The 23,586-nt window shown below is 56.4% G+C and carries 16 protein-coding genes; 12 read left to right on the top strand and 4 right to left on the bottom strand.

The window, feature by feature from the left end; genetic code table 11:
- Window positions 1-144: 144 nt before the first annotated feature.
- The 3 genes from ACOY6C_RS11460 to ACOY6C_RS11450 are packed head-to-tail and all read left to right on the top strand — an operon-like array spanning window position 145 to window position 6,330.
- Window positions 145-2,808: a tellurite resistance TerB family protein gene (locus tag ACOY6C_RS11460; protein ID WP_420905612.1), complete on the top strand. Its 2,664-nt coding sequence runs from the start codon at window positions 145-147 to the stop codon at window positions 2,806-2,808.
- Entirely contained in the window at window positions 2,805-4,103 is a 1,299-nt protein-coding gene (locus ACOY6C_RS11455; protein WP_420905611.1) for an ATP-binding protein, read from the top strand. Before ACOY6C_RS11460 ends, ACOY6C_RS11455 begins: the two co-directional genes overlap by 4 nt.
- Window positions 4,078-6,330, top strand: coding sequence for a DEAD/DEAH box helicase (locus ACOY6C_RS11450; protein ID WP_420905610.1), 2,253 nt, complete (start codon window positions 4,078-4,080; stop codon window positions 6,328-6,330). Before ACOY6C_RS11455 ends, ACOY6C_RS11450 begins: the two co-directional genes overlap by 26 nt.
- Window positions 6,331-6,610: 280 nt before the next feature.
- Here the strand turns inward: ACOY6C_RS11450 and ACOY6C_RS11445 are convergent, their stop codons facing one another.
- From ACOY6C_RS11445 to ACOY6C_RS11430, 4 genes are read right to left on the bottom strand one after another with little or no spacing between them, the layout of a single operon-like run.
- Window positions 6,611-8,308, bottom strand: coding sequence for an SUMF1/EgtB/PvdO family nonheme iron enzyme (locus ACOY6C_RS11445; RefSeq protein WP_420905609.1), 1,698 nt, complete (start codon window positions 8,306-8,308; stop codon window positions 6,611-6,613).
- 12 nt (window positions 8,309-8,320) lie between these two features.
- Window positions 8,321-9,070 (bottom strand): PP2C family protein-serine/threonine phosphatase, encoded by a 750-nt coding sequence (locus ACOY6C_RS11440; RefSeq protein ID WP_420905608.1) that lies wholly within the window; start codon window positions 9,068-9,070, stop codon window positions 8,321-8,323.
- Between the two features lie 38 nt (window positions 9,071-9,108).
- A complete protein-coding gene (locus ACOY6C_RS11435) occupies window positions 9,109-9,726 on the bottom strand; it encodes a hypothetical protein (protein WP_420905607.1) in 618 nt (205 codons plus the stop codon).
- Window positions 9,727-9,773: 47 nt separating this feature from the next.
- The gene (locus tag ACOY6C_RS11430; RefSeq protein ID WP_420905606.1) at window positions 9,774-11,777 is read right to left on the bottom strand and encodes a hypothetical protein; all 2,004 of its coding nucleotides are present in this window, start codon (window positions 11,775-11,777) and stop codon (window positions 9,774-9,776) included.
- 340 nt (window positions 11,778-12,117) lie between these two features.
- Here ACOY6C_RS11430 and ACOY6C_RS11425 point away from each other — a divergent pair, with 340 nt between their 5' ends.
- The 9 genes from ACOY6C_RS11425 (at window position 12,118) to ACOY6C_RS11385 (ending at window position 23,522) form a co-directional block, all read left to right on the top strand.
- Window positions 12,118-13,821 carry an SUMF1/EgtB/PvdO family nonheme iron enzyme gene (locus ACOY6C_RS11425; RefSeq protein ID WP_420905605.1) on the top strand — a complete coding sequence of 568 codons (1,704 nt, stop codon included), beginning with the start codon at window positions 12,118-12,120 and terminating at the stop codon, window positions 13,819-13,821.
- A 100-nt stretch (window positions 13,822-13,921) separates the two neighbouring features.
- Entirely contained in the window at window positions 13,922-15,838 is a 1,917-nt protein-coding gene (locus tag ACOY6C_RS11420; RefSeq protein WP_420905604.1) for an SUMF1/EgtB/PvdO family nonheme iron enzyme, read from the top strand.
- Between the two features lie 293 nt (window positions 15,839-16,131).
- Entirely contained in the window at window positions 16,132-17,313 is a 1,182-nt protein-coding gene (locus ACOY6C_RS11415; RefSeq protein WP_420905603.1) for a type III PLP-dependent enzyme domain-containing protein, read from the top strand.
- Window positions 17,300-18,628, top strand: a complete 1,329-nt coding sequence (locus ACOY6C_RS11410; RefSeq protein WP_420905602.1) for a DUF3326 domain-containing protein — start codon at window positions 17,300-17,302, stop codon at window positions 18,626-18,628. Before ACOY6C_RS11415 ends, ACOY6C_RS11410 begins: the two co-directional genes overlap by 14 nt.
- 81 nt (window positions 18,629-18,709) lie before the next feature.
- Window positions 18,710-20,932, top strand: coding sequence for an SUMF1/EgtB/PvdO family nonheme iron enzyme (locus ACOY6C_RS11405; protein WP_420905601.1), 2,223 nt, complete (start codon window positions 18,710-18,712; stop codon window positions 20,930-20,932).
- Window positions 20,933-21,230: 298 nt separating this feature from the next.
- The gene (locus ACOY6C_RS11400; protein WP_420905600.1) at window positions 21,231-21,491 is read left to right on the top strand and encodes a DUF4160 domain-containing protein; all 261 of its coding nucleotides are present in this window, start codon (window positions 21,231-21,233) and stop codon (window positions 21,489-21,491) included.
- Between the two features lie 11 nt (window positions 21,492-21,502).
- The gene (locus ACOY6C_RS11395) at window positions 21,503-21,778 is read left to right on the top strand and encodes a DUF2442 domain-containing protein (RefSeq protein ID WP_420905599.1); all 276 of its coding nucleotides are present in this window, start codon (window positions 21,503-21,505) and stop codon (window positions 21,776-21,778) included.
- 317 nt (window positions 21,779-22,095) lie between these two features.
- The gene (locus ACOY6C_RS11390) at window positions 22,096-23,127 is read left to right on the top strand and encodes a hypothetical protein (RefSeq protein ID WP_420905598.1); all 1,032 of its coding nucleotides are present in this window, start codon (window positions 22,096-22,098) and stop codon (window positions 23,125-23,127) included.
- A gap of 203 nt (window positions 23,128-23,330) precedes the next feature.
- A complete protein-coding gene (locus ACOY6C_RS11385) occupies window positions 23,331-23,522 on the top strand; it encodes a hypothetical protein (RefSeq protein WP_420905597.1) in 192 nt (63 codons plus the stop codon).
- Window positions 23,523-23,586: the final 64 nt, after the last annotated feature.

Raw genomic sequence — 23,586 nt, 5'->3', positions numbered from 1 at the left:
ATAGAAATATTATTTAAATTGTTATTGATTTTTCTATATTGACCGTTTGACGACGATCAAAAACATGGTAAGATTTAGAAGAGGATGGTTGTGTATTCAAATAAGAATCAATAATATCAATTGATATCCGTTGGGAAATAATGCATGACCGACCATGAATTATCCAGCGTGAGCATATGGCATGTCATCGCGGTTGTGATCGTGATCTTCGGCGGCAGTGGTCGGTGGATGGACCTCCTGCTGGCAGGAGGTTTGTTATTTCTGCTGCCGGCTTCGTGGCGTTTTGGCTACCTTCTCCTGCTGATTGTTTATTGGTTGCTCCGGACGCTGAAGCAGCGATCCACACCATTGCTCTCCGAGTCCAAACCCGTGCCGTCCATTCCTGCTTCTGCGCTGGACGGATCAGGTCCAATCAAAGCAGATGCGATTTCTACTCAACCACTTGATCAGCAACCAGTTATCCAATCCGCGATTATCGAGCCTGTAGCCCCAGCCAAGCCATCCGGATCTGCCTACCAATCTTCGGCCATGCCAGTCTCTCTCATCCCATCCAGGTCGGCGGTGACGGATGTGCAACAGACGCGTCATGAACCGTTCGTGACGATTCGACTTGGCAGTCGCGAACCCACCCATCGCCTTCCACCTCCTGAGCCATCGATCCCCAACGAAGCCCGATTAGGCTGGATACCTCCTGGGGAGTCTGTCAAGGTAGCCGGGTTTGTTTTGCCAGGAGGGATGCTGTATGTCTGGAGAGCGGCCAACCGCTTCAGTCGTGAAGAGCCGTCTATGATCGATCCAAGCCTGGAGGTTACCTCCCATCCCATTGATCTCATCCTGAAATTGACCTCATACTGGCCGGATTACGCGACGCTCCATCCGGATGCGCGCCGGGCCTATCTGCAATGGTTGGCTGGGGATCGTCGTGAAAAAGAGATCGATATTGGCTATCTTTTTTTGTTCTATTATGGATTGGAACGCCGGGCGCTGATCGACGCCAAAGAGGATTCGGACGCACAAGCAGACATTCCGTCGATCGCAAGGGAGATCCGGCGACTCCTGGCCATCCATGAATCCAATGATTCATTCCGGAATTATGCCACGGCGTTTCTTGACTACCTTGAATCCGCGACCATTGAGCCTGAGATTTATGTGCAGACTCTTCCAAAAGCCAGGCGCTCCCATCCGCTTCCATTGCGACTGCGTATCGCACTGGGTCAACTGGCCGTGGATCGACAGCCTTTGCCAGCCGAATGGGCACTTGTCTGGGTGCTCTCCGATCCGAACCGGCTTCTGCGCACGCCGGTCAAACGTTGCGTGGAAGCTTTCGCGACGCTTTTCAAAGTGAAATATTCCGAACTGTTTGGCACCGGAATGCGGTTGCGCGCCAATCAGACCCGCCTGACGATCTCCTACCGTGCTGCCTCTGGCAAACTGAATGGCATGGAGTTCAAGCGACAACTGAACCATCTTCCGGAAATCTCGGCGCAATCCGCGCCCCAGGCCAAGCTTCAGGAGGTGATCGATCTCTGTGCCACCTTGTTGGAACCCTATAGCCGTTTCATCGCGCGTCATCCAGAGCGGGACAAGAGTCATGAGGCGCTCCTTCTGCTGCCATCTGCGTGCTGGCCCGATGCACTTACGTCTGAGTTTCTTGCTCTTCAGGAGCAGAGCCGCCACGAGATGCGCGTGATGCGTTTTGATGGGTTGATGGAGCGGTTAAGATGTTCGCCTCCACTGACGCGGGAGATGTTATCCGCGTTAGCCTCGGCCTTTTCCATAAACCGGATCGGCATGGCACCGGATTTCGAGGAGGGGAGGAAACGGTTCAAGCCGGATGAGTGGGTGGTGCTTTATCCTGTCGAGGACGAAGACCATACCCCCTGGAACACGCCGATTTACCAGGGTTGCGTCACAACCGTGGAGTTGGCCTGTCTGGTGGCCTTGGCGGATGATATCGAGCGACTCGCCGTACCGACTCTGACCCGCCTGACGGATCAGATCGACTCCTGGGCCCATTTGTTACCAGGACAACGGCAACGACTCAAAGCGCACATGCGATTGTCACTTGCGCAGCCGCCAAGGCTGACGACACTCAAGAAACGCCTCCAGCCCATGACGCTCGATGCCCGGCATGCGGTCGCGAAATTTCTGGCCCATTTGGCCGAGGCTGATGGCATCATCACGCCTGGCGAGGTCAAGCAACTCGAACGCATCTACCAGGCCTTGCAGCTTGATGTGCAGATGCTCTATGCCGATCTGCACGGCGTGAGTGCGCAACGTCTGGATAACAAGTCCGTGCATCGGACACATGCGACAGGTGTCAAATGTGCGGATTCGGGTATCACGCATGAAATGGCTCCATCACCTGGAAAGCCACGGGATGCGCATCCGGCGGCAGGAGTGGAGGCCGACGCATCCAGGGTGCGGCTCGATTTTGCGCGGATCGACCAGCTGCAACAGGAGACCGAATCCGTCACCACGCTGCTGGCTCAGCTGTTTGCCGGTGAAACCGCCGAAGCCCATCCCGCAGCCGAGCCGACGCGGAAGGCTGAACCGGAGTCGGTCGAGCCACCCTTGTTTGGACTCAGTTCCGAGCATGTAGCCTTTTTGCGTCATCTGGTCATGCGTCCCACCTGGTCACGGCAGGAGTTGAGCGACCTGGCAGCCGACATGGATCTGATGCTCGACGGAACTCTGGAGCTGTTGAATGATGTCATTATTGGACTGTTTGAGATGGATCTCTACGAAGGTGAAGATCCGGTAGAGATCCTGCAACATCAACCCTTGTTGGAGAAATTATCGGCATGAGCAGCTCCATGCGCATCAAGGATCGGGATGCGGTGATCGACGCCCTGCGGGCGGGAGTCGTTCCACGAACCGGGCAACATCTGATTCAGGTGGGGCGCAAGCGCGAGGTTGAGGCGCTGCTGCGCGATCTCGAACGGATTCACGACGGAGGATCAAGTTTTCGCATCATCATCGGGGAGTATGGCGCGGGCAAGACCTTTTTTCTCAATCTGATTCGTTCGATCGCCTTGGAGAAGCGGTTGGTGACCATGCAGGCCGATCTCAATCCGGATCGTCGTCTGCATGCCAGCGGGGGGCAGGCACGTTCGTTGTATCAGGAGCTGACCCGCAATCTGGCCACGCGCACCAAGCCGGAAGGAAATGCGCTGCAGGGGGTGATCGAGAAATTCATTGCCCAGGCCAGAACCGATGCCAAGAGTGCCGGCACGAGTGCCGAGGGATTGATTCGCACCCGGCTGCTCCCGTTGACGGAAATGGTCAATGGGTATGACTTTGCCGAAGTGATCGCGGCTTACTGTCGGGGATACGACACCGGGGATACAACGGTGCAATCCCAGGCGCTGCGCTGGTTGCGAGGAGAGTTCAGCACACGCACCGATGCCCGGGCCGCTTTGAACGTGCGCACCATCGTGGACGATGCGACTGTCCACGATCAGATCAAGCTGTTGGGTCGCTTTGTGCGTCTGGCAGGTTTTGCGGGTCTTCTGGTCTGTCTGGATGAACTGGTCAACCTGTACAAATTGGCCAACACCCAGGCCAGAAACGGCAATTACGAGCAGATACTGCGCATTCTGAACGACGCCTTGCAAGGTTATGCCGAGGGGGTTGGGTTTATACTGGGCGGAACGCCGGAGTTTCTGCTGGATTCCCGTCGCGGTTTGTACAGCTACGAAGCCCTGCAATCCCGACTGACGGAAAACCGGTTTGCCAGGAATGGGTTGATTGATCTGTCCGGGCCGATCATTCGCCTGACAAGTTTGACGCCAGAAGAGCTGTTCGTGCTTCTGGGAAAATTGCGTCATGTGTATGCCTCCGGTCATCCGGAACGCTATCTGCTGCCGGATGAAGGGTTGCTGGCGTTTCTGGAACACTGTGCCAGACGCTTGGGTGATGCCTATTTTCGCACGCCGCGCAGCACCATCCGTGCATTCATCGATCTGCTCGCCACCCTGGAACAGAATCCGGGTGTGGCGTGGCATTCGCTCCTGGATACGGTGGAGGTGGCGCGCGACCAGGGGGGAGAGAGTGACCAGCCGGGCGAGGATGCGGATGAATTGGTCAGCTTCCGGCTATAGCCGCTCCTTCGAACAGCTCGACACCCGCATTCAGCGCTGGATTTATACGCAAGGATGGAACGAGCTGCGTAATGTCCAGGAAGAGGCGATTCCGGTCATCGGGAAGGGCGCTCAGGATGTCCTGCTGGCCGCGGCGACTGCGGCTGGCAAGACCGAGGCCGCCTTTTTGCCGATTCTCAACCGTCTGCTGAACGTCCAACCACAACAACGGGCTGTCGTGTATGTCAGTCCGCTCAAGGCGCTCATCAACGATCAATGGGGTCGTCTGGCCGCGTTGTGCCAACATGTCGAGATCCCGGTGATCCCCTGGCATGGCGATATCTCTTCCCGCATCAAGCAGGCATTCATCAAAAAGCCGCACGGGGTGTTGCTGATCACGCCCGAGTCCCTGGAAGCGATCTGCGTCACCCGAGGCAGCTGGCTTCCCACCTTGACCGCGGCGCTTGACTATCTGGTTGTCGATGAGTTGCATGCCTTCATCGGCACGGAGCGCGGCAAGCAGTTGCAATCTCTGTTGAATCGCCTGGAGCTGGTTGCCGGTCGCAAACTCCCTCGGGTGGGTCTGTCGGCGACCCTGGGAGACATGAACCTGGCGGCGGAATTCCTGCGTCCGGACAAAGGGTCCGGGGTGCGGCTGATTGTGGATTCGACCCAAAGCGGGTCGTTGCAACTTCTGGTCAAGGGGGTACTTGATCGTCCTTCGTGCGCTGACGATCCGACGCCAAAGCAGGAGCCGGGTTTCGAGGATCTGGTGAGCGGCGGTCTGCTGGATATCGGCGCGGATCTGTACAAAAAGCTGCGTGGATCGAACAATCTGGTCTTTCCCAACAGTCGCAACCGGGTGGAGTTGCTGGCCGATCTGCTGCGCCGCTGTTGTGACCGGGAGGGGATCCCCAATGAGTTCTGGCCGCATCACGGGAGTCTCGCCCGTGAGATTCGCGAGGAGAGCGAAACCGCCTTGAAGCGTGGGGATCGTCCGGCAACCGCGATCTGTACCACGACGCTGGAGTTGGGCATCGATATCGGCGCGGTGCGCTCCATCGCCCAGATTGGCGCGCCGCCCTCGGTGGCCAGTCTGCGTCAAAGGATGGGCCGTTCGGGTCGTCGCGCCGGAGAGGCGGCGATCCTGCGGTGCTATGCCATGGAGTCGCCATGTACCGCCCACTCCGACCTCTCCGATCTGCTGCGCGAAGGTTTGGTGCAGACCATTGCCATGCTGCGACTGTTGTTGGCGCGCTGGTTTGAACCGCCGATGGTGCGGGGCATCCACGCCTCGACGCTGGTGCAACAGATTCTGTCGGTAATTGCCGAGCGGGGAGGCGCGAGAGCCGGTCAGTTGTGGAACATCCTGACCCATGATGGCACCTTTGCCAATTTGACCCAAGCCGAGTTCCTGGCGCTGCTGCGCCAGCTGGGCGCGTGTGATCTGCTGATTCAAGGCCCCTCCGGCGTGCTGTTGCATGGCGCTCTGGGGGAGAAGATGGTCAATCATTACTCGTTCTACAGCGCGTTTCAGACCGATGAGGAGTTCCGTCTTGTCTGTCAGGGGCGTGCCCTGGGAGCCTTGCCGATCCATCGGCCTCTGGTGGTTGGACAGTTCATCGTGTTCGCCGGACGGCGCTGGTTGGTGTTGGATGTGGACATGGACAAGAAGTTGATCACCGTGAAGCCTGGTCCAGGAGGGACCCCACCCGCGTTCGGAGGGGGCTCGGGCAAGGTGCATGACCGGGTGCGCGCGGAGATGCGGCGGGTTCTCTCCGAGTCCGGAGAGATTGGCTATCTGGATTCCGTGGCCAGGGCGCTGCTGCGGGAGGCGCGTCACTACTACCGTGAGGCCGGACTGGAGAAGCGGACACGCCTGGACTCAGGGAATGGGGTGCTGTTGTTGACCTGGCGCGGTGATCGCACCAACGATGCCTTGGCGCTCCTGTTGAAAAAACAGGGGCTACAGGCCATCAACGCCGGGCTGATGGTGCAGATCGCAAACGCCGATGACCGCCAGGTTCTGGATGGCTTGCGGAGCATCAGCCAGCAGGTCGAAGCCGATCCTTCGGTTCTGCTGGAGGATGTCAAGAATCTGCAACGGGAAAAGTGGGATTGGGCGCTGCCCGATGCGCTGCTGAAAAAATCCTTTGCCTCGATCCATCTGGACCTGGAGTCTGCCCGTGTGGTGGCGGAGTCGCTGCTGCACCAGGGAGGTGGCGGGAAGGGGGGAGTAACGGCCTGAGTGTGTTTGTCTCAATCATGGGTGGGTGTTCGGCATGGTTGCGTCCGTTGAGGGGAATGAAAACTTGAAAAAAAATCGCGACCAAAGGCTCTGCCTTTGGAATCCGCACGAGGGGGCTGCGCCCCCTCGTGGCTCCCCCGCCCGCCACCCTTGCGGGCGGCTCTCGGACGGCCTCCCGCTTCGCAGGCCGTCCTCTCGCCTCCCTCCAGGGTGTCGGGCAACTTCCACATCCAAATCAACACCGTGGACGCTTGAGCGCCAGGGTAAAAGCGTAAAAGGATCAAGAGCCAGTCCTGGCGAGGCGGAAGCCCAGGCTGCTGTGGCGAAAGTCCGGGGTGAGGCGGCTGCGAAGGGCGGAGCGCACGCGGGCCGGGCCGGTGTTCCAGCCGCCGCCCCGTATGACCCGGTAGGAGCGCCCAGATGGCCCCTGAGGATTCTCACGCGGTGAATAGGCATAATAGTCCGTGTCATACCAATCCGACACCCACTCCCACACATTCCCGCTCATGTCGTGCAACCCCAAGCCATTGGGAGCCTTCTCCCCAACCGGATGGATCGAGTCTCCGCTATTTCCACGATACCATGCCACCCGCTCGATATCGTCCCCACCGGAATACCTCTCTCTCTTGCCCCCACTGCGGCAGGCATACTCCCACTCCGCTTCCGTCGGCAGGCGCCATTTACCGTCAACCTGGGTGTTGAGTTTTTCGATCATGGATTGGGCATCGTTCCAGGAAACCTGTTCCACCGGATAACGCGCACCTTTCTGAAAATACGACGGATTGTGCCCCATCACCTTCACCCACTCCCCCTGGGTCACCGGGTACTTCCCGATCCAGAAGCCATCCAGACTCACCTCATGCACCGGTTTCTCATCGGAACTACCCTCACCGAACAGATCCCCCATCTGAAAAACACCACCCGGAACCCAGACAAACACCATGCCCGTCACCGGACAACACCACTCGTCTCCCAGGCGGGGAAGCGGTTGTATTGGGGGAAACGGAGGAGGAGAAGCGGGACGAACCAGAGATTCTGCCGGACGCTGTGCCACCACCGGCATCGCCGTCGGCACTGCCGGACGGCCTTGCAAAAGCTGCAATACCTGCGCGAAATCCTCCGGGCGCTGGGCAGGGTCGAACCGCAAGCACTGCTCCACCGCCTCCACCACCCGGCCCAGACCGTCGATGGCCTCACGGTCCCAATCCAGACCGTGATCCCGGATCGCCTCGGAGGTACTGTACGCCGCCTGGTGGGGCAGACGCCCTTGCAGCACCTGGAAGGCCACCATCCCGAACGACCAGAGGGTGGCGCGTAAACCCACGGAGGCGCTGGGAAACGGTTTTCCTGGCACCACCTCGGGCGCGCGATAGGCGTCACTGACTTCAAAAGAGCCGCCAGCAATCGTATGGATACTTTTCAACCCGCCGATATCCCCGAGCACCATCTTCGGCACGCTGGCTCCGGCCTGCTCCCGTAACAGGATATTCTCCGGTTTCAGATCGGTGTACAGATGGTGGCGCAGGCTGTAGAGCCGCTCCAGAATCTCTGCCAGACGCACCACGATCTGCCGCTTGCGCTCTGCGGGCAACCGGGGGTGATCTTCCAGATAGCTGTTCAAATTGCTTGGATAGTACGCCATCAGAATGGCGCCAAACCCGGAGGCGATCCGGCCATCCCCATGGGAGGTCACCTGGTCACGGTTGAAATCGTACACCGCCACGATCTCATCGCATTGCAACGCCTGGTAACGCTGCTGCAAGCTGTTCCACTCGCGCAGCCACAACTCCCCAGCCGCCGTCGCGCCCGCCCGGTTGTCGCGTTTCATGGTGAAGGTCACAAATTTCACCACCCGCTCCAACTCCTCCGAGCGCACCCGATACACCGTGCCATAGGCTCCGGCGTCGATCAACCCATCCAACCGATACTTCGGCCAGCAGTTCTTCAAGATTATTCTCGCCGTCTCTTCGTGGATCATGGCTGCTCCCGATCACGCCTCCCACAGCAGGACAAAGGAAAAATTATCCGTGGACTCCTCCCACACCCGTTGCGCCAGGTGCGCCGCGCTCTCGGGCGATGGGGAGGCCAGCAGCGCCTCCAGTTCCGCATGCGCCAGCGCCCCGTGTACACCATCCGAACAGACCAGCCACACCCCGCCCGCATCCGGCAGAGTCCTGACCCGACAGGAGTAGCGTCCGCCTTTCCAGAGCGACGCAAAGGCGCTGCCCAGCCCGAACTCCAGCACGTTGCGATAGGGATAGTCCGCCACCTCCTCAGGAGTCAGTTTGCCATGATCCAGCAGCGATTGCACCAGGGTGTGATCATGCGTCAACTGTGTCAGAGCCCCCCCTTCGGGCCGGTGATAAATGCGGCTGTCTCCGGCATTGAAAATGGTCACACCCTCGGCGTGCCTCAGCAAGCCGACCACGGTGGCACCCTCCACTGCGCGACGACGACCGTTCCAGCCTGCCTGCTCTTCCATCCGCAACTGAATCTCCCGCAAACGCGCTTCGATCACCTCCGGAGTCGGCGTCAGCGGCTGTTCGGCCAGCTGCTCGCACACAAAGCGGCTGGCCCACTGCCCGCGCGCATGTCCACCCATGCCATCGCTCACCACCACCAGCAGATCCGCCTCCGCAGCCACCTGAACCATCAGCGGCACGCGCATCTCCGCAACCTGCATCACATCACTGGCCACCAGCAGACAATCCTCCTGCTCCTCCCGAGGTCCGGTGTGCATGACACAGGCAAGCCTGCATGAATCGCCCTTCCGCGTATTCATTGACAGATCTCCCAATCAAAAAAGCAGTTGTATTCCACCATGGGTTCGTTGCCCTGGGCCAGGGGCAAATCCAGATGCGTTGCCGTCTCAACCTTGGTCGCGTGCAACTGACAGGCCCCGCGCCAGGGGCGATAGACCAGCTCGCCGTCCAGAACCACGTATCCGAGGGATCTCTTGTCCAAGGGGGTTGGGGCTCCGTATGGGGTGCTCTCCGCGCCAGCCTGGGTACCTTGCCAGGCTTTGGGATCGATGCGGCATCCTGTTTTGGCGTCTGGGCTCTCCTTGGTCGCGGAGCGGCACAGTTTTTTCATCAATTTTTTACATTTTTTATCATCAACCTCGATCACCGGGAGCGTTACCCCTCTTTTGGTGCTGATGGCGCTCAACGCCTCCTCCGGGTACGGCAAGCGCAGCCACTGAAACCCGCCCCAGGCCCACAGCAGGAAACCCAGCCCCATGATGCCGTTGCCTGTCTTGCGAAACACATCAAACCGTTGCGACTCTCCGCTGCGCAGGGAATAGGTGTTGCGCCCATAGTTGCGCAGCATCCTGACCGACCAGCCTACGAGGAGCGGTCCCAAACCAATGGTGAAAGGATTCAACCAGCCGTTCATCTGTTTTTGTTGCACCCCTTGTCGGAAGTTGAAAAAATTGCATCGCCTCAACATCCCACCAGCAGCGGCAGGCGTGTCTCCATGGCCCAATCCGGCCATAAGCTCTCCAGCGTCTGCCCCCAGAACTGCTGGACCGCCTCGGCATCGGGCTGGGCGAACTCCAGGCGCAAAAACCGCCCCAGCACGATTTCGCAGCGTACTGGAAACAGCTCCGTCAACAGCAACCGGTCCCCGGAGAGCAACGCCTCGCGCCGACCACTGGCCACCTGACGTCGCTTGCCGGCATGCTCGATGAATAACGCATTTTTCAACGGCTCGGCCAGCCTCACATAGCCCTGGCCGTGCTCCATGCCCAGCTCAATCGGCTTTTGAGAGAGGGCGGCAAGTCTGGTATTCAAATCGCTCTGCATATTGCCTCGATGTAGCGTTATGTGGGATTTGGCCCACCAGCGTACCTTACGTCCTTCGAGCTGCACCTCCTGAAAAAAACCTCCACCCAGGCGCTTGCGCACCCCCGCGACGATCTCATCCACGCCGGGAACTCCCTGGTGTCGCTCGCCATACAGCAACAATTCCGGCCAGCAGCGTTGCTGGTGCAACTCCCTGGCCTGGCGCACCACATGGTTGACCTGCTCATCCACCAACCCTGTCAGGCGGGCACGCACCGCTGCCGGGTCGTATTCCGGGGGAAACAGACCGGACGTATACTCCAGCAACGGCGTCTCGGCCTGACGGATGGCTTCGGTCAGTCGTCCGGACTCCAGATGCACGCGCATGCTTTGTCTGCGTTCAGTCATGCGCATCTCGGCCAGCGCGCATGCGGCCTGGCGCAGATCGGTACGCCACCGCTCGCGGATCATCTCTACATCCACGGCAACTGTGGAAATCGGCAGATTGGCGATCTCCTGCCATGCCTCCCGCAGACGGCCCTGGGACTTGAGCGCGTTCATCTGCTGCTCGAATTCCTGCAACTGCTTGAGCACCTCAGCCAGACGGCTGGCCTGCTCCTCCAGATCCCTGGCCTGGCTGGGGATGAGCAGCTTGTCGGGCTCCAGCAACGCCTTCAACGTGCGTATGTGCTCCATGGTCTGATCGGGTTGAGAGCGGGTCAGACAATCGCGGGCAGCCTCCAGCAGACCCTTTGCCCGCTCCTCCATGGCGCTCAAGCGGATGATCTCATCGGCAAGAATCCGCCGATCCGGATCCGCCTGCCGCACGGTCTGCAAGGCCTCCCCCACGGCTTTTCCCGCCAGCTTGGGCAGCATGCGTGCCCGTAAACTGGTCTCATCGAAGAGGGACAACAGGGTATCCATCTTGTATTGGCTCAGCAACAAGGCTACATGCCCGTCAAAGGCGGTATCCAACGCCTTGCGTGCCTGTTTGAACGATTTGTCCAGCGTGCGTCCTTCCGCCAGTTGGATGCGCCAGGAGAGCACTCGCGCCGCCATGCTGTCGCTCTGATCCAGTGATCGCAAAACCGTATCGCAATCCTGGCGGCATTGGCTCTCCAGCTGATTCAGATTGTCAGCAAAGAATGCTTTGTCGATCATGCCGCGCGTCAGTTGGCGCCACTTCTGGAAGGTGCGGACCAGGGAGTAGCGTTCAAACGAATCGTTGGAGTGGTTCAACCCCTCCCAAAGCGGCCCAAGGGTGACGGAGCGCATCAGTTGGTCGAACAGAGAGCGCTGGTTGGTTGCCAGAAACTCCGCCACGATGAACTCTGCCATGGTGCCATTCCCCATCTCCTCGAACAACTCCTTGAGCACAAACAACTCGCGCAGATAATAGACCTTGTTCTCGGCCCACTTCATCCGGCCCAGATGGGTTTTCTTGAAACTCTCCAGATCCACCTTGATCCCGGCGACCAGGCGCGCATCCACCGGGATCGGTTGACACCCCAACTCCCGGCGCAACAGGGTATGCATCCAGGCGCGGTACAGAGGCAGGGTGTGACGGGAGATCGGCTCCACATCGGAGTCCCAATCAATGACCGGTGCGTTCTGCCCGAACAGCGACACATCCTCCAACGAGACATCCTTCAAGACGATCATCAGCCCGGCTCCTTGAATTGAGAACAAGGGGAGAAGGATCCAATCCGACCACGCCACGCTTGCCGTCATGGCGTGGGGCGATTCATATCATCCAGGGTGAAGAGCGCGCCCCGGTATGTAAAGATACTATGAGAGACGCAGGGTGATTTTTTTTCGCATGATGCAAAAAATCGCGCCCCCTTCTCGCATAGCCTAAGGTGCGCACGCCGGACAAGCCGATGACAAAACCGCGCACTTTTGCGCCAGGAGTTGCCTTTGGAGGTGTGCGCACCTATCCTGCTTTATGAGCCTGTGACGGCGCCTGCGGGCAGGACCACTCGATGACCGGGAGCATCCAACGATGATCAACGAAGAGACGGCGAGGAAGATCCTAAAGAACTGCTGGCCGAAGTACCGGTTGGAGGCGTTGATCGGCTTTGGAGGCTTTGGCGTGGTCTATCGGGTGCGCTCGGAGGAGTTGGAGCGGGCGGTGAAGTTTGTGGAGTTGTCGGTCAAGCGCGACAAACGAGCCCGAGACACTTCGGTGGGTGAGTTGATGCAGAGGGAGTGGAACACGTTGCGCGAGCGGTACAACAGCTTGCGCGGCGATGAGTTGGTGGTGGTGCATGATTTCAGCACGGATCAGGCGCAAACCACGGCGGATGGGCGCATGGCCTCCGGTTATGGCGCGATCCTGATGGATTACTGGCCGACGGATCTGGAGCGCTATCTGGAAGATCATCCACGCCTGCCTGGGGAGCGCAAGCGACAGATCGTGCTGCGTCTGGCCGAGCTGCTGGATGGGTTGTACAGTCGGCGCCACTCGTTTTATCCGGATCTCAAACCCACCAACATTCTCATGCGCGAAGATGGTCCCACGAACGCACCCAGCATGGTGATCGGGGATATCGGGGGTTTGAAAAACATTCACTCCATCGACAGCTCCACATTCGAGAGTACCCAAGAGTATCGTGCGCCGGAGGTGGTGCCAGGCAAGCCGTTTCCAGGCGAGACCGCCGGGTTGCGTGCCACCCTCTGGTCGTTCGGGATGATGGCATTTCTGGTGTTGCAAGGCCGCTTGCCGCACGCAGGGGCGTCGGATCTGCCCGAGGCGATCCGCGATCACGGGCTGGATTGGGAGCGTGAAGCCATCGAGGGTCTGGGTCGGGTGGTGGAGGCGGTAGACCGCTGTTTGCAATACGACCCCATCCAGCGCCCGGAGGATTTTGCGCAGCTGTTGCAACTTCTGCAGGGCCGCCCTGCGGTGCCGACGGCGATGCCGCTGGTGGCCCATCGTCCGACAGAACATCTCCCGTATCCAGTCTTTCCACTTCAGCTTGCTCCAATTCCGCAATCTCCTCGTCTTGGAGACGCATGGCGGTGTCCGGTCACGGGTATGGTTTTTTTGTGGATTCCAGCTGGAGTGTTTATGATGGGGGGAGATAAGGATGAGAATGAAAAACCCCAGCATGAAGTCGAGCTGGATGGATTCTGGATGGGTAAGTATCCGGTGACGCAAGGAGAATGGATGAAGGTAATGCTGTCTAATCCATCCGATGAATATAAGGATAATTATCCTGTCACTAATGTTTCATGGAACGATGCACAAAATTATATTCAGCGGTTGAATCACTGGGTGGATGGGAAGTACCGTTTACCGACTGAGGCAGAATGGGAATATGCCTGCCGCGCAGGGAGTGATCAGGATTATTGCTTTGGTAATGATTCAATAATCTTTCCAAAACTACGTAGTTATGCTTTGTACAGTAGTATTTTACTACCCGTCTATAATCTCGCAGTAGGAGGTAAGAAATCGAACTCTTGGGGGTTGCATGATATGCATGGAAACGTGCTTGAATGGTGTCAGGATTGGTATGAAAATAATTATTATAGTTGTTCTCCGCGCAAAAATCCATTAGGACCAAAAGAGGGGTTCTTTCGGGTTTCTCGGGGTGGTGCTTTTCCTCATCCTCCAGAGTGGCTTCGTTCAGCCAAACGTTTTGAGGATGCCCCAGGGTATTATTGTTCTTTATTGGGTTTTCGTCTTGCCAGAACTTTTCCTTAACTTTTACAATCTTTTTAACTAAATTGTATAATAACAATTTATAAAATTTGATTTATCAGCTTACGTTATCAACAATCATCAGTACCTAAGTGAGCGAATTATGGAAATATCCCTAGAATATGCCCAGAAGATCTTGCAGCAGAGGCTGCCCTCGTACCAGATTGTGCGTTGGTTGGGCTCCGGGAGTTACGGGGTGGTCTATCTGGCCGAGGATTCGGATACGCGCCAGCAATTTGCGGTAAAGATTTTTCGGATGGAACGTCACTCTGCGGTTTCAAAAGAAGATGGCACAATCACGGATGCGGTGACGCGGTTGAATCGGGACTGGAAACTGCTGCAAGAGCAGCATGCGCTGTTGAAGCGTTGTCCGTCCATCGTGGAGATTCCCATATTTTTTAGCCTTCGCGTGGCGGATGGACTGGAGAGCCGCTCGAAGGCATCGGCTTTGGGAATCGCGGTGATGGAGTATTACCCGGAGAATCTGCACGATCATGTACTGGAGCCCATCGCATGCAAGGGGCAGCCGTGGTCGGAGTCGCATCGCTTGAAATTATTGCGCGCTCTGGCCGAAGCAATGCGGCAACTGCATACCCTGACCGACCAGGAAGGCCGTCCATTTGTCTATGAGGATCTGAAGCCCACCAATGTGCTGGTGCGCATGCCGACTAAGGGCGAGATGCCACAAGTGGTGATCGGGGATATTGGTGGATTGCGTCAGGTTGGCCTCTCTGGATCGAGCGGTGGGCAGGTGACAATGGCTTATGCCGCGCCGGAAAAGGTGGTGGAGATGAAGTCACCGGATGAGCGGTCGGTGGTCTATTCGTTTGGCCTGGTGGGATTCTTCATTCTGGAGGGGCGGATACCCCACGATGATGTCGAAGGACTGGTGGAGCGTTTCAGCAGTCTGGACACCGATCCCGGCTTTACGCCACGGATGAGCGCAGGTCTGGGTGCGGTAACCCAGGTGCTGCGCCGCTGCCTGAAGACGGATCGCAACCTTCGCTATGCCAACTTCGATGAGGTCTGCCGGGCGTTGACGCTGTGGGCTGGAGACACACCTGAACCCATGGTGGGATCCAAGTCGGCTGTCCCACCTCTACCAGACGGCTCTCTGAAGATACCAAAGAGCATTCAGGTGCCAGCGTCACGCGTACCGGAACCAAAAGCCATACTCATTAATGGCGGCAAGGATGCGATCTCAGCCCAAAAGCCAAATATATTCTCAACGTTCAGTTCCATTCTCAAAGGTGCTGTCGCACCCCGGTTTTCCAAAAATCCTAAATTGGGAGATGAATGGCGCTGCCCGGTCACAGGCATGGTTTTTCTGTGGATTCCGGGTGGAATCTTCATGATGGGGAACGATAAAACATATGATGCGAAGCCTCGGCATGAAGTGGAGCTGGATGGTTTCTGGATGGGCAAGTATCCAGTGACGCAGGGGGAGTGGCAGAAGGTGATGCAGTCGAATCCATCGAAGTACAAGAAAGGGGATCTCTATCCGGTTGAGTCCGTTTTATGGGATGATGTGCAAAGGTTTATCGCCGAATTGAATCGTCAGGTGGATGATAAATACCGACTGCCGACCGAGGCGGAATGGGAGTACGCGTGTCGTGCGGGCAGTCAAGCTGCCTACTGTTTTGGAGATGACGAAGACAAGCTTGGAAAATATGCGGTATACTGCTCTAACTCCGGGGCAAAATGGGTTGGCATTGGTAAAGGAAGGAGTTTAACCCAAGATGGATTGAATGAGGTGGGAACCAAAAAGCCGAACGCCTGGGGATTGCACGACATGCACGGGAATGTGTGGGAGTGGTGTCAGGATTGGTATGACAAGGACTATTATGCCAATTCTCCACGCAGGAATCCGCGTGGTCCAGATGAGGGATACTCCCGGGTCAATCGGGGCGGCTGCTGGGGCAGCAACCCGGCCTACGTGCGCTCCGCCTATCGCCGCTGCAACACCCCGGACGCTCGCTACGGCAACCTGGGCTTCCGCCTCGCCAGGACTGACTCTTGATCCTTTTACGCTTTTACCCTGGCGCTCAAGCGTCCACGGTGTTGATTTGGATGTGGACGTTGCCCGACACCTTGGATGGAGGCGAGAGGACGGCCCGCGTAAGCGGGTGGCCGTCCAGAAACCGCCTACAAGGGTGTCGGGCGTGGGCGTCACGCTTGGGCGTAGCCCCGGTGTGTGGAAGAGAAGCTTGAGATTATAGTCGATCATAATTTAATCATTTTTTGATTAACACACTATGCGATACAGGTCAATCACGTATTTTTGACTATCTATGTCTTGGAACCATTCTCTTTATGAAACCAGCTCAAATCCACGAATTGTTCAACCTGGACATTGAAACACCGGCTTTCCTATTGGATATACCGACCTTGATGCGAAATATTTGTGACGCCAAAAGCATGGTTGAAAGTGAACAATTTAAGATATTATTTTCGTTAAAGTGTTTCAGCCTGGCGAGCGGATTGGAGGTGATCGCAAGAGAAATGGATGGCTTTTCGGCCAGTTCACGCTTCGAGGTTCTGCTAGCCAGCCGATATCGAAGCTCAAATCAGCGTATTCATATGACTACCCCTGGATTGCATCCCTCCTCAATTGTTGAGGTATGCCAAGAGGTGGACTATGTGTCTTTTAATTCGTTTAATCAATGGTTGCGATTCAAAGAGGATGCAACAGAATTAACCAGTTGCGGATTGCGTATCAACCCGCAGTTATCCTTTGTGGCAGATGAACGTTACAATCCGTGCCAGGCACATTCTAAGCTTGGAGTACCCCTGGATGCATTGTGTGGCTATTTAAAAAATCACCCCGATGCATTCCAAGGCATCGAAGGGATTCATTTCCACAATAATTGCGATTGCACGAATCTGGAGGAGTTGCGATTGACTGCTGAAAAAATTCATGACGCCATTGCACCATTATTGCCTCAAATCAAATGGATCAACATGGGAGGCGGATATCTGCTGAACGAGGTTGCAGAACGCGATCCGCTTCGGAAAGCAGTGAATTTTTTTCTGGAAAGCGGCGTGGAAAAAGTATTTTTGGAGCCTGGAGCCGCGATCGTAAGAAATGCCGGTTATATGGTATCAAGCGTCATTGATATGTTTGTCAGTGGCGGGAAGAATATTGCAATATTGGATACTTGTATCAATCATTTGCCGGAGGTGTACGAATACCAATGGCGTCCTCCAGTGTTACATACATGCGATGACAGCGCGTATCGTTATGTTCTGGCTGGTGCGACATGTTTGGCTGGTGATGTCATGGGTGAATATTTTTTTGATCGGAAGCTTAAAATCGGCTCAAGAGTCGTGATTGGTGATGTTGGAGCCTATTCTCTTGTTAAAGCAAACATGTTTAATGGCGTCAACCTGCCATCGCTATATATAAACAATAATGGTAAGATAAACAAGATTAAAGATTACTCTTTCTCTGATTATCTCGCGTTATGTGGAGGAATTAATTATGGAGATTTCTGAAATAACTATTGAAGTGCCAGTTGTCTATGGACATAGACAACTCTTGAATCATATTTCCGCGACCATTCAGAATCAAATTTCCTCCGAGCAGATACCGATCCGGTTTGTCATGAGTGAAACGAACGCATCTGTTTACAAGTGCGAGTTAGCTTTGTTGACGGGTCTACAAGAGAATCAGGGGGCTCATTTAACCTCTATATTTGATTTTTCGAAACGTGCTTTTGAGAATACCGACAGGTTCAATGCCGTCCTTTTAGTCCCAACTGGCATTGGTTGCGCAATCGGTGGACATGCGGGCGATGCGACACCCATGGCACGCATGCTTGCTTCAGTCTGCGATACCCTAATAACCCATCCGAATGTTGTCAATGCTTCCGACATGAACGAAATTCCGGAAAACGGACTGTATGTGGAAGGGAGTGTCATCACACGATTAATGATGGGAACGTGCGGTTTGTTGCCCGTTCGTGCCAACCGGGTGCTTGTGGTGATTGATGAACATCCAAGTCCATTATACACCTGGGGCGCCATTAATTCTGTTAGTGCTGCCCGCGCCACCTTGGGTATCTCTTGTCCTGCTGTTGTATGTATGGACCCGCCCGTGCTGGTACGTTCCATCTATGCGCCATCTGGTCGGGCAGTCGGAAGCGTGGAGCAAATGGAAGGCTTGATGAAAATTCTTGCACAATATAAAGGACAATTTGATGCTTTGGCCATCTCAACTCAGATCGCCACACCAGATATCGATCCTGTGAAATATTACAAATCAAAAGGTGCCATGATCAATCCTTGGGGAGGTGTTGAGGCATTGTTAACGCATGCTTTATCATCTGTTCTTCAGCTTCCCACCGCACACTCACCCATGTTCACAAGTACCTTTGAAAATACCTCGCTTTCGGAAGTCAATGTCAATGTTCTTGATCCAAGAATGGCAGCCGAAGTTATTTCTCTTTCATTCTTTATATGCGTTCTGAAAGGATTAATGAGAAGTCCGAAGATTATTCACTCCTTAAGCAATGCACCGAAAAATGTTATTACAGCCACTGATATCTCGTGTCTGATCATTCCGGATGGATGCATTGGTCTTCCAGTCTTGGCGGCACTGGAGCAGGGAATCAAGGTGATCGCAGTAAAGGAAAACCAAAACATTATGAGAAATAATCTCAAGTCGCTACCGTGGGGGCAAGATCAATTCTTTCTTGTAAATAATTACTGGGAGGCGGTTGGAGTTATGGCGGCGATCAGACAAGGTTTGGACCCGTTTTCAGTTCGCCGTCCGCTGGCCAATACATTGGTCCAGAACGTCAAATTATAGATTAAGTTAAGAATAGCTTGGTAATATGATTTCTTTATTGATTAACTTCGGAGTATATACGATGACCGGGAGCATCCAACGATGATCAATGAAGAGACGGCGAGGAAGATCCTAAAGAACTGCTGGCCGAAGTACCGGTTGGAGGCGTTGATCGGCTTTGGGGGCTTTGGCGTGGTCTATCGGGTGCGCTCGGAGGAGTTGGAGCGGGCGGTGAAGTTTGTGGAGTTGTCGGTCAAGCGCGACAAACGCGCCCGAGACACTTCGGTGGGTGAGTTGATGCAGCGGGAGTGGAACACGTTGCGCGAGCGGTACAACAGCTTGCGCGGCGATGAGTTGGTGGTGGTGCATGATTTCAGCACGGATCAGGCGCAAACCACGGCGGATGGGCGCATGGCCTCAGGTTATGGCGCGATCCTGATGGATTACTGGCCGACGGATCTGGAGCGCTATCTGGAAGATCATCCACGCCTGCCTGTGGAGCGCAAGCGACAGATCGTGCTGCGTCTGGCCGAGTTGCTGGATGGGTTGTACAGCCGGCGCCACTCGTTTTATCCGGATCTCAAACCCACCAACATTCTCATGCGCGAGGATGGCCCCACGAACGCACCCAGCATGGTGATCGGGGATATCGGGGGTTTGAAAAACATTCACTCCATCGACAGCTCCACATTCGAGAGTACCCAAGAGTATCGTGCGCCGGAGGTGGTGCCAGGCAAGCCGTTTCCAGGCGAGACCGCCGGGTTGCGTGCCACCCTCTGGTCGTTCGGGATGATGGCATTTCTGGTGTTGCAAGGCCGCTTGCCGCACGCAGGGGCGTCGGATCTGCCCGAGGCGATCCGCGATCACGGGCTGGATTGGGAGCGTGAAGCCATCGAGGGTCTGGGTCGGGTGGTGGAGGCGGTAGACCGCTGTTTGCAATACGACCCCATCCAGCGCCCGGAGGATTTTGCGCAGCTGTTGCAACTTCTGCAGGGCCGCCCTGCGGTGCCGACGGCGATGCCGGTAGCAGCGTCAAGTCCTGTTGAACCAGCCACCCCGCAACCTGAGATCAAGACCGAGCCGAAACCGAAGAAAGGCATCAACCTGCCGGTGGTGTTTGTACTCTCCTTGGCCGCAGCCGGCGGATGGTGGGGCTATCAACAGCAACAGGATGCGCATCAGGCGGAAGTGGTCCGGTTGCAGGAGAAAGCGGCAGTAGAAGCACGCAATGCTAAGGATGCTACCGAAAAAGTACGTTTATCAGAGGAAGCCAGGAAGGCCGAGGAAGCCAAAAAGGCCGAGGAGGCCAGGAAAACCGAGGATGCAAAAAAGGCAGATGCAGCCAAAAAAGCTGAGGAAGCCAAAAAGGCCGAGGAAGTCAAGAAGGCTGAGGCGGCCAAGAAAGCTGAGGAAGCCGAGAAAGCGAAAAAGAAAATGCTTGCGCTCGCGGCAGGCGAGTTTGTCAAGATTCCCAAGGGGTGTTTCAAGATGGGCCTGTCTCCTCGTGAGAAAGAGGAATTGAAATCGCATGAGAATTATGCAAAGTGGTTCCAGGATGCGGAGTATCAGCACGAGGAGTGTGTGGAGTCTTTGTGGGTTGGTAAGCATGAGGTGACGGTGGGGCAGTTTCGGCAGTTCGTGAAGGAGACGGGATTTGTCACAGATGCCGAGAAGAACACGGAGGTCAATGGCAAGCTGGTACTGGGATGTTGGAGTGAATGGGTGAAGGATGAAAAAGTTGAATGGGGAAATGTCGCGGGTCGGAATTGGCGGGATCCAGGGTTTGCCCAGAATGAGAATTTTCCCGTGGCCTGTGTGAGTTGGAACGATGCGCAGGCGTTTGTGGCTTGGTTGAATCGTTTGAACGAGAAGACGTGCTATCGTTTGTTGACCGAGGTGGAATGGGAGTATGCGGCCAGGGGTGGGACGACCACGGCGAGATTTTGGGGCGATGAGGAGCGGAAGGCGTGTACGTATGCGAATGTGGCGGATGAGACCAAGAATGGTACGACGCGTGGGAACGACAAATTTACATGTTCAGATGGTTATTATTTCGCAGCTCCGGTGGGTGGTTTTCAACCCAATCCATTTGGATTGTATGATATGTTGGGCAATGTGTGGGAATGGACCTGTTCGGATTATGGGGCGTATCAGGACAAGGGAAAGAAGCATGCCAAATGTAGCGAAGGAGGCACCACCCGGGTCGCTCGGGGCGGCAGCCGGTTCAACAACCCAGACCTCGTCCGCTCTGCCAATCGCTTCTTTTACTCCCCAGCCATTCGGGACGACCACTTGGGCTTCCGCCTCGCCAGGACGTGTCCTTAGCCCTTTTACGCTTTTACCCTGGTGCTCAAGGGTCCATGGTGGTGACTTGGATGTGGACGTTGCCCGACCCCCTGGAGGGAGGCGAGAGGACGGCCCGCGCAGCGGGAAGCCGTCCGAGAGCCGACCGGATGGGTGGCGGGTGGGGGGGAGCCACGACGGGGCAAGGCCCCCTCGTGTGGGATCCAAGGACGAAGCCCTTGGTCGCGAAATTTTGGCTGGAAGCAAAGCGTGAATATGCGCGGCGCACACCCGCAAGGCATGAAACAGATCGAGTCTTTGGGAAAAACAAGGTAACCTCATGCCAGAACTGAGTCATTTTTTCGGCATCATCATCCGCATGTTCTGTAACGATCATGAACCACCCCATTTTCACGCGATCTATGGTGAATTTGAGGCGTTGATCCAGATCAACACACTGGAGGTTCTGCGCGGGCAGTTGCCCAACAGGGCCTTGGCTTTGGTTCTGGAATGGGCTGCAAACCATCGGGAAGCGTTGCGACAGGATTGGGAGTTGGCGCGCACAGGCCATGCGCCACTGCCCATCGAACCGCTTGAATAAGGAGTCAGGGCATGTCCATGCCAAGAATTCGGGCAGCAATCCCTCTGGAGGGGATGCGTTTGCATCTCTCTTTGACGGATGGCCGGGAGATCGAGCGCCTTATCGCACCCTGGCTGACCGGTCCTTTGTTCGAGCCCATCCGTCAGGATCCATCCCTGTTCGCCCAGGTGCATGTGGAGGGCGGCGGCGTGGCCTGGCCCAACGGTGCCGACTTGTGTCCGGATCTTTTGATCTGGGGCGGCTTGCCCCCTGCCGAGGATGCCGAGCCAAGATCCGACCCTCTTTAAAAGGAAACGCAGGACGCATTCGGGCCGGAGTGAAGCTCTGCCGGTGCCGGGGGCTGACTGGCGTTTCACAATAGTCTTTTGCTCGCCACCGAGAAATGTGCCCACCTCCGATTGCCGTTTCCCGCCGATCAAGGCTAACCGGGGTCGCGACTTTTTTCACTTTTGCCCCAATATCCCAATGGCAGAAATAATCTGATCCTCCTCCTGCGGCTGCAAAAATCCGGGCTGCGCCGCGCATAGAGACCGGCAAGGCCGGAGCGTTGTTCCGCCCTGCCGGATTCGACCAGCCATTCAACCGCCTTTTTGGAGATCGGACCATGAAGAGATTGCCAAACCGTGGCCTCACCCTCGTCGTGTGGGCCTGGTGTGTGCTGTTTGGAACGGCGTTGCCCGCCTGGGCCAGTTGTGGCGATCAACCACCCGCCACGCTCGTTCCCGTGCTGGTGCTGGGTGTGGATGACAAGAGCGAGAGTTTGAGCCGTCAGAACCACATTTTCACCCGCGTGCTGGGCGAGATGAACGCCAGCATGGCGCGTTGCGGCTTCCGGATGCTGGATGAGGCGATGCTGATCAGCGACATGAACTGGAAGATCAGCGGTCGGCAGGGGGTGGAGCCGTTGATCCAGATCTCCTCCCTGGCCAACGCCAAGGGGGATGCGCGCACGAACCATCGGGCTTTGGTAACCTTTTCGATATTCGCCAGCCAAAGGTCCCTTGGGCATGCCACCGAGATGCACACCCGCATCGAGGGGGAGATTCGCGACGCCCTCACCCGGCAGTTCAAGGATCGCTTCGAGTTCCAGGCCACCTATCCCGGTCCTGCCGATTGCAATGAGTGGTGCATAAACAAAACCATCGGTGACAGAGCTGCCGAGATTGCCATGAACCTTGGGGATGTGCTCGGCAAGAAGTTGGCCTTCCTGCAACCCCAGCCCGCCACCACTTCCAAAGCCGTGGCCTCGCCTGCGGTGATTACCGGCAACCCGGCCCAATCTCCGTGCCCGTCCGCCCCGTCCGCGGCTACGCACACCATGATGACCACCTATGGCGTCACCTTCCGTCGCTTCAACAATGCCGAAATCCTGTCGATCATGGGCGTGATGACCACCGAGTTCCCCGGCTTCGCGGCGGTCAACATCATCGAGCTCACCCCGGCGGTGCGCAAATATGACTACGTCAGCTCGGCCACCGCCGCCAAGCTGGTGGAGTGGATGCACATACTGCTTTTGGACATGCGTCTGAGCGACCGGAACGTGACCATCCAGGTCGAGGGCAACCAGATCACCTTGGATAAAATCACCCCCACCCCGGATGCGACCTCCAACCGCAAGGAGGAGCGTTTCAAGTAATCCTCTCTTTTTTGCCAGACGCCCAAGTCAACGTTGTGGCCATTCCGGGCGGCTGGTGCAAAAAAATCGGTGCTGAGTTCCAAAATCCAGGCTGTCGCGCGCATAGCCCTTGATGCAAGGGTTCCCTTCAGACAAAAGGAGCACGTGACATGATTTTAGTATTCATAAACTGGCCATTCAAACGAATCATCAGGAGAAAAGCCATGAAATATCTGCTTATGCCCATTTTGTTGGTACTGGCCTTGATGTCGGGGGCGGTGTTGTACTCTGCTGCGCGCATGGTCACCGGTGGACCGACGGTGGTTGACAAGGTGGTCGGGGTGGTGTGGGAGCAAGGCAAGGAGGTGGTGCAATTGCCCCTCAACAAAAACGAGTTGCGACCCATCGTGCAGTGAATTGTGGGGTGGCGTGAGCTGTTGGATGCTCTTTGGACCACCAGTTTGACCGCAACCTTTCATC

It is taken from the genome of Candidatus Magnetaquiglobus chichijimensis (assembly GCF_045865675.1).
Classification (GTDB): Bacteria; Pseudomonadota; Magnetococcia; order Magnetococcales; family Magnetaquicoccaceae; genus Magnetaquiglobus; species Magnetaquiglobus chichijimensis.
Note: the sequence above shows the minus strand (reverse complement) of the source record. Positions and strands in the feature narration are given on the sequence as shown.

What these genes read in the sequence shown, in the direction of transcription:
- ACOY6C_RS11460 (WP_420905612.1), top strand. Translation starts at nt 145, where the DNA reads ATGACCGACCATGAATTATCCAGCGTGAGCATATGGCATGTCATCGCG.
- ACOY6C_RS11455 (WP_420905611.1), top strand. Translation starts at nt 2,805, where the DNA reads ATGAGCAGCTCCATGCGCATCAAGGATCGGGATGCGGTGATCGACGCC.
- ACOY6C_RS11450 (WP_420905610.1), top strand. Translation starts at nt 4,078, where the DNA reads ATGAATTGGTCAGCTTCCGGCTATAGCCGCTCCTTCGAACAGCTCGAC.
- ACOY6C_RS11445 (WP_420905609.1), bottom strand. Translation starts at nt 8,308, where the DNA reads ATGATCCACGAAGAGACGGCGAGAATAATCTTGAAGAACTGCTGGCCG.
- ACOY6C_RS11440 (WP_420905608.1), bottom strand. Translation starts at nt 9,070, where the DNA reads ATGCACACCGGACCTCGGGAGGAGCAGGAGGATTGTCTGCTGGTGGCC.
- ACOY6C_RS11435 (WP_420905607.1), bottom strand. Translation starts at nt 9,726, where the DNA reads ATGAACGGCTGGTTGAATCCTTTCACCATTGGTTTGGGACCGCTCCTC.
- ACOY6C_RS11430 (WP_420905606.1), bottom strand. Translation starts at nt 11,777, where the DNA reads ATGATCGTCTTGAAGGATGTCTCGTTGGAGGATGTGTCGCTGTTCGGG.
- ACOY6C_RS11425 (WP_420905605.1), top strand. Translation starts at nt 12,118, where the DNA reads ATGATCAACGAAGAGACGGCGAGGAAGATCCTAAAGAACTGCTGGCCG.
- ACOY6C_RS11420 (WP_420905604.1), top strand. Translation starts at nt 13,922, where the DNA reads ATGGAAATATCCCTAGAATATGCCCAGAAGATCTTGCAGCAGAGGCTG.
- ACOY6C_RS11415 (WP_420905603.1), top strand. Translation starts at nt 16,132, where the DNA reads ATGAAACCAGCTCAAATCCACGAATTGTTCAACCTGGACATTGAAACA.
- ACOY6C_RS11410 (WP_420905602.1), top strand. Translation starts at nt 17,300, where the DNA reads ATGGAGATTTCTGAAATAACTATTGAAGTGCCAGTTGTCTATGGACAT.
- ACOY6C_RS11405 (WP_420905601.1), top strand. Translation starts at nt 18,710, where the DNA reads ATGATCAATGAAGAGACGGCGAGGAAGATCCTAAAGAACTGCTGGCCG.
- ACOY6C_RS11400 (WP_420905600.1), top strand. Translation starts at nt 21,231, where the DNA reads ATGCCAGAACTGAGTCATTTTTTCGGCATCATCATCCGCATGTTCTGT.
- ACOY6C_RS11395 (WP_420905599.1), top strand. Translation starts at nt 21,503, where the DNA reads ATGTCCATGCCAAGAATTCGGGCAGCAATCCCTCTGGAGGGGATGCGT.
- ACOY6C_RS11390 (WP_420905598.1), top strand. Translation starts at nt 22,096, where the DNA reads ATGAAGAGATTGCCAAACCGTGGCCTCACCCTCGTCGTGTGGGCCTGG.
- ACOY6C_RS11385 (WP_420905597.1), top strand. Translation starts at nt 23,331, where the DNA reads ATGAAATATCTGCTTATGCCCATTTTGTTGGTACTGGCCTTGATGTCG.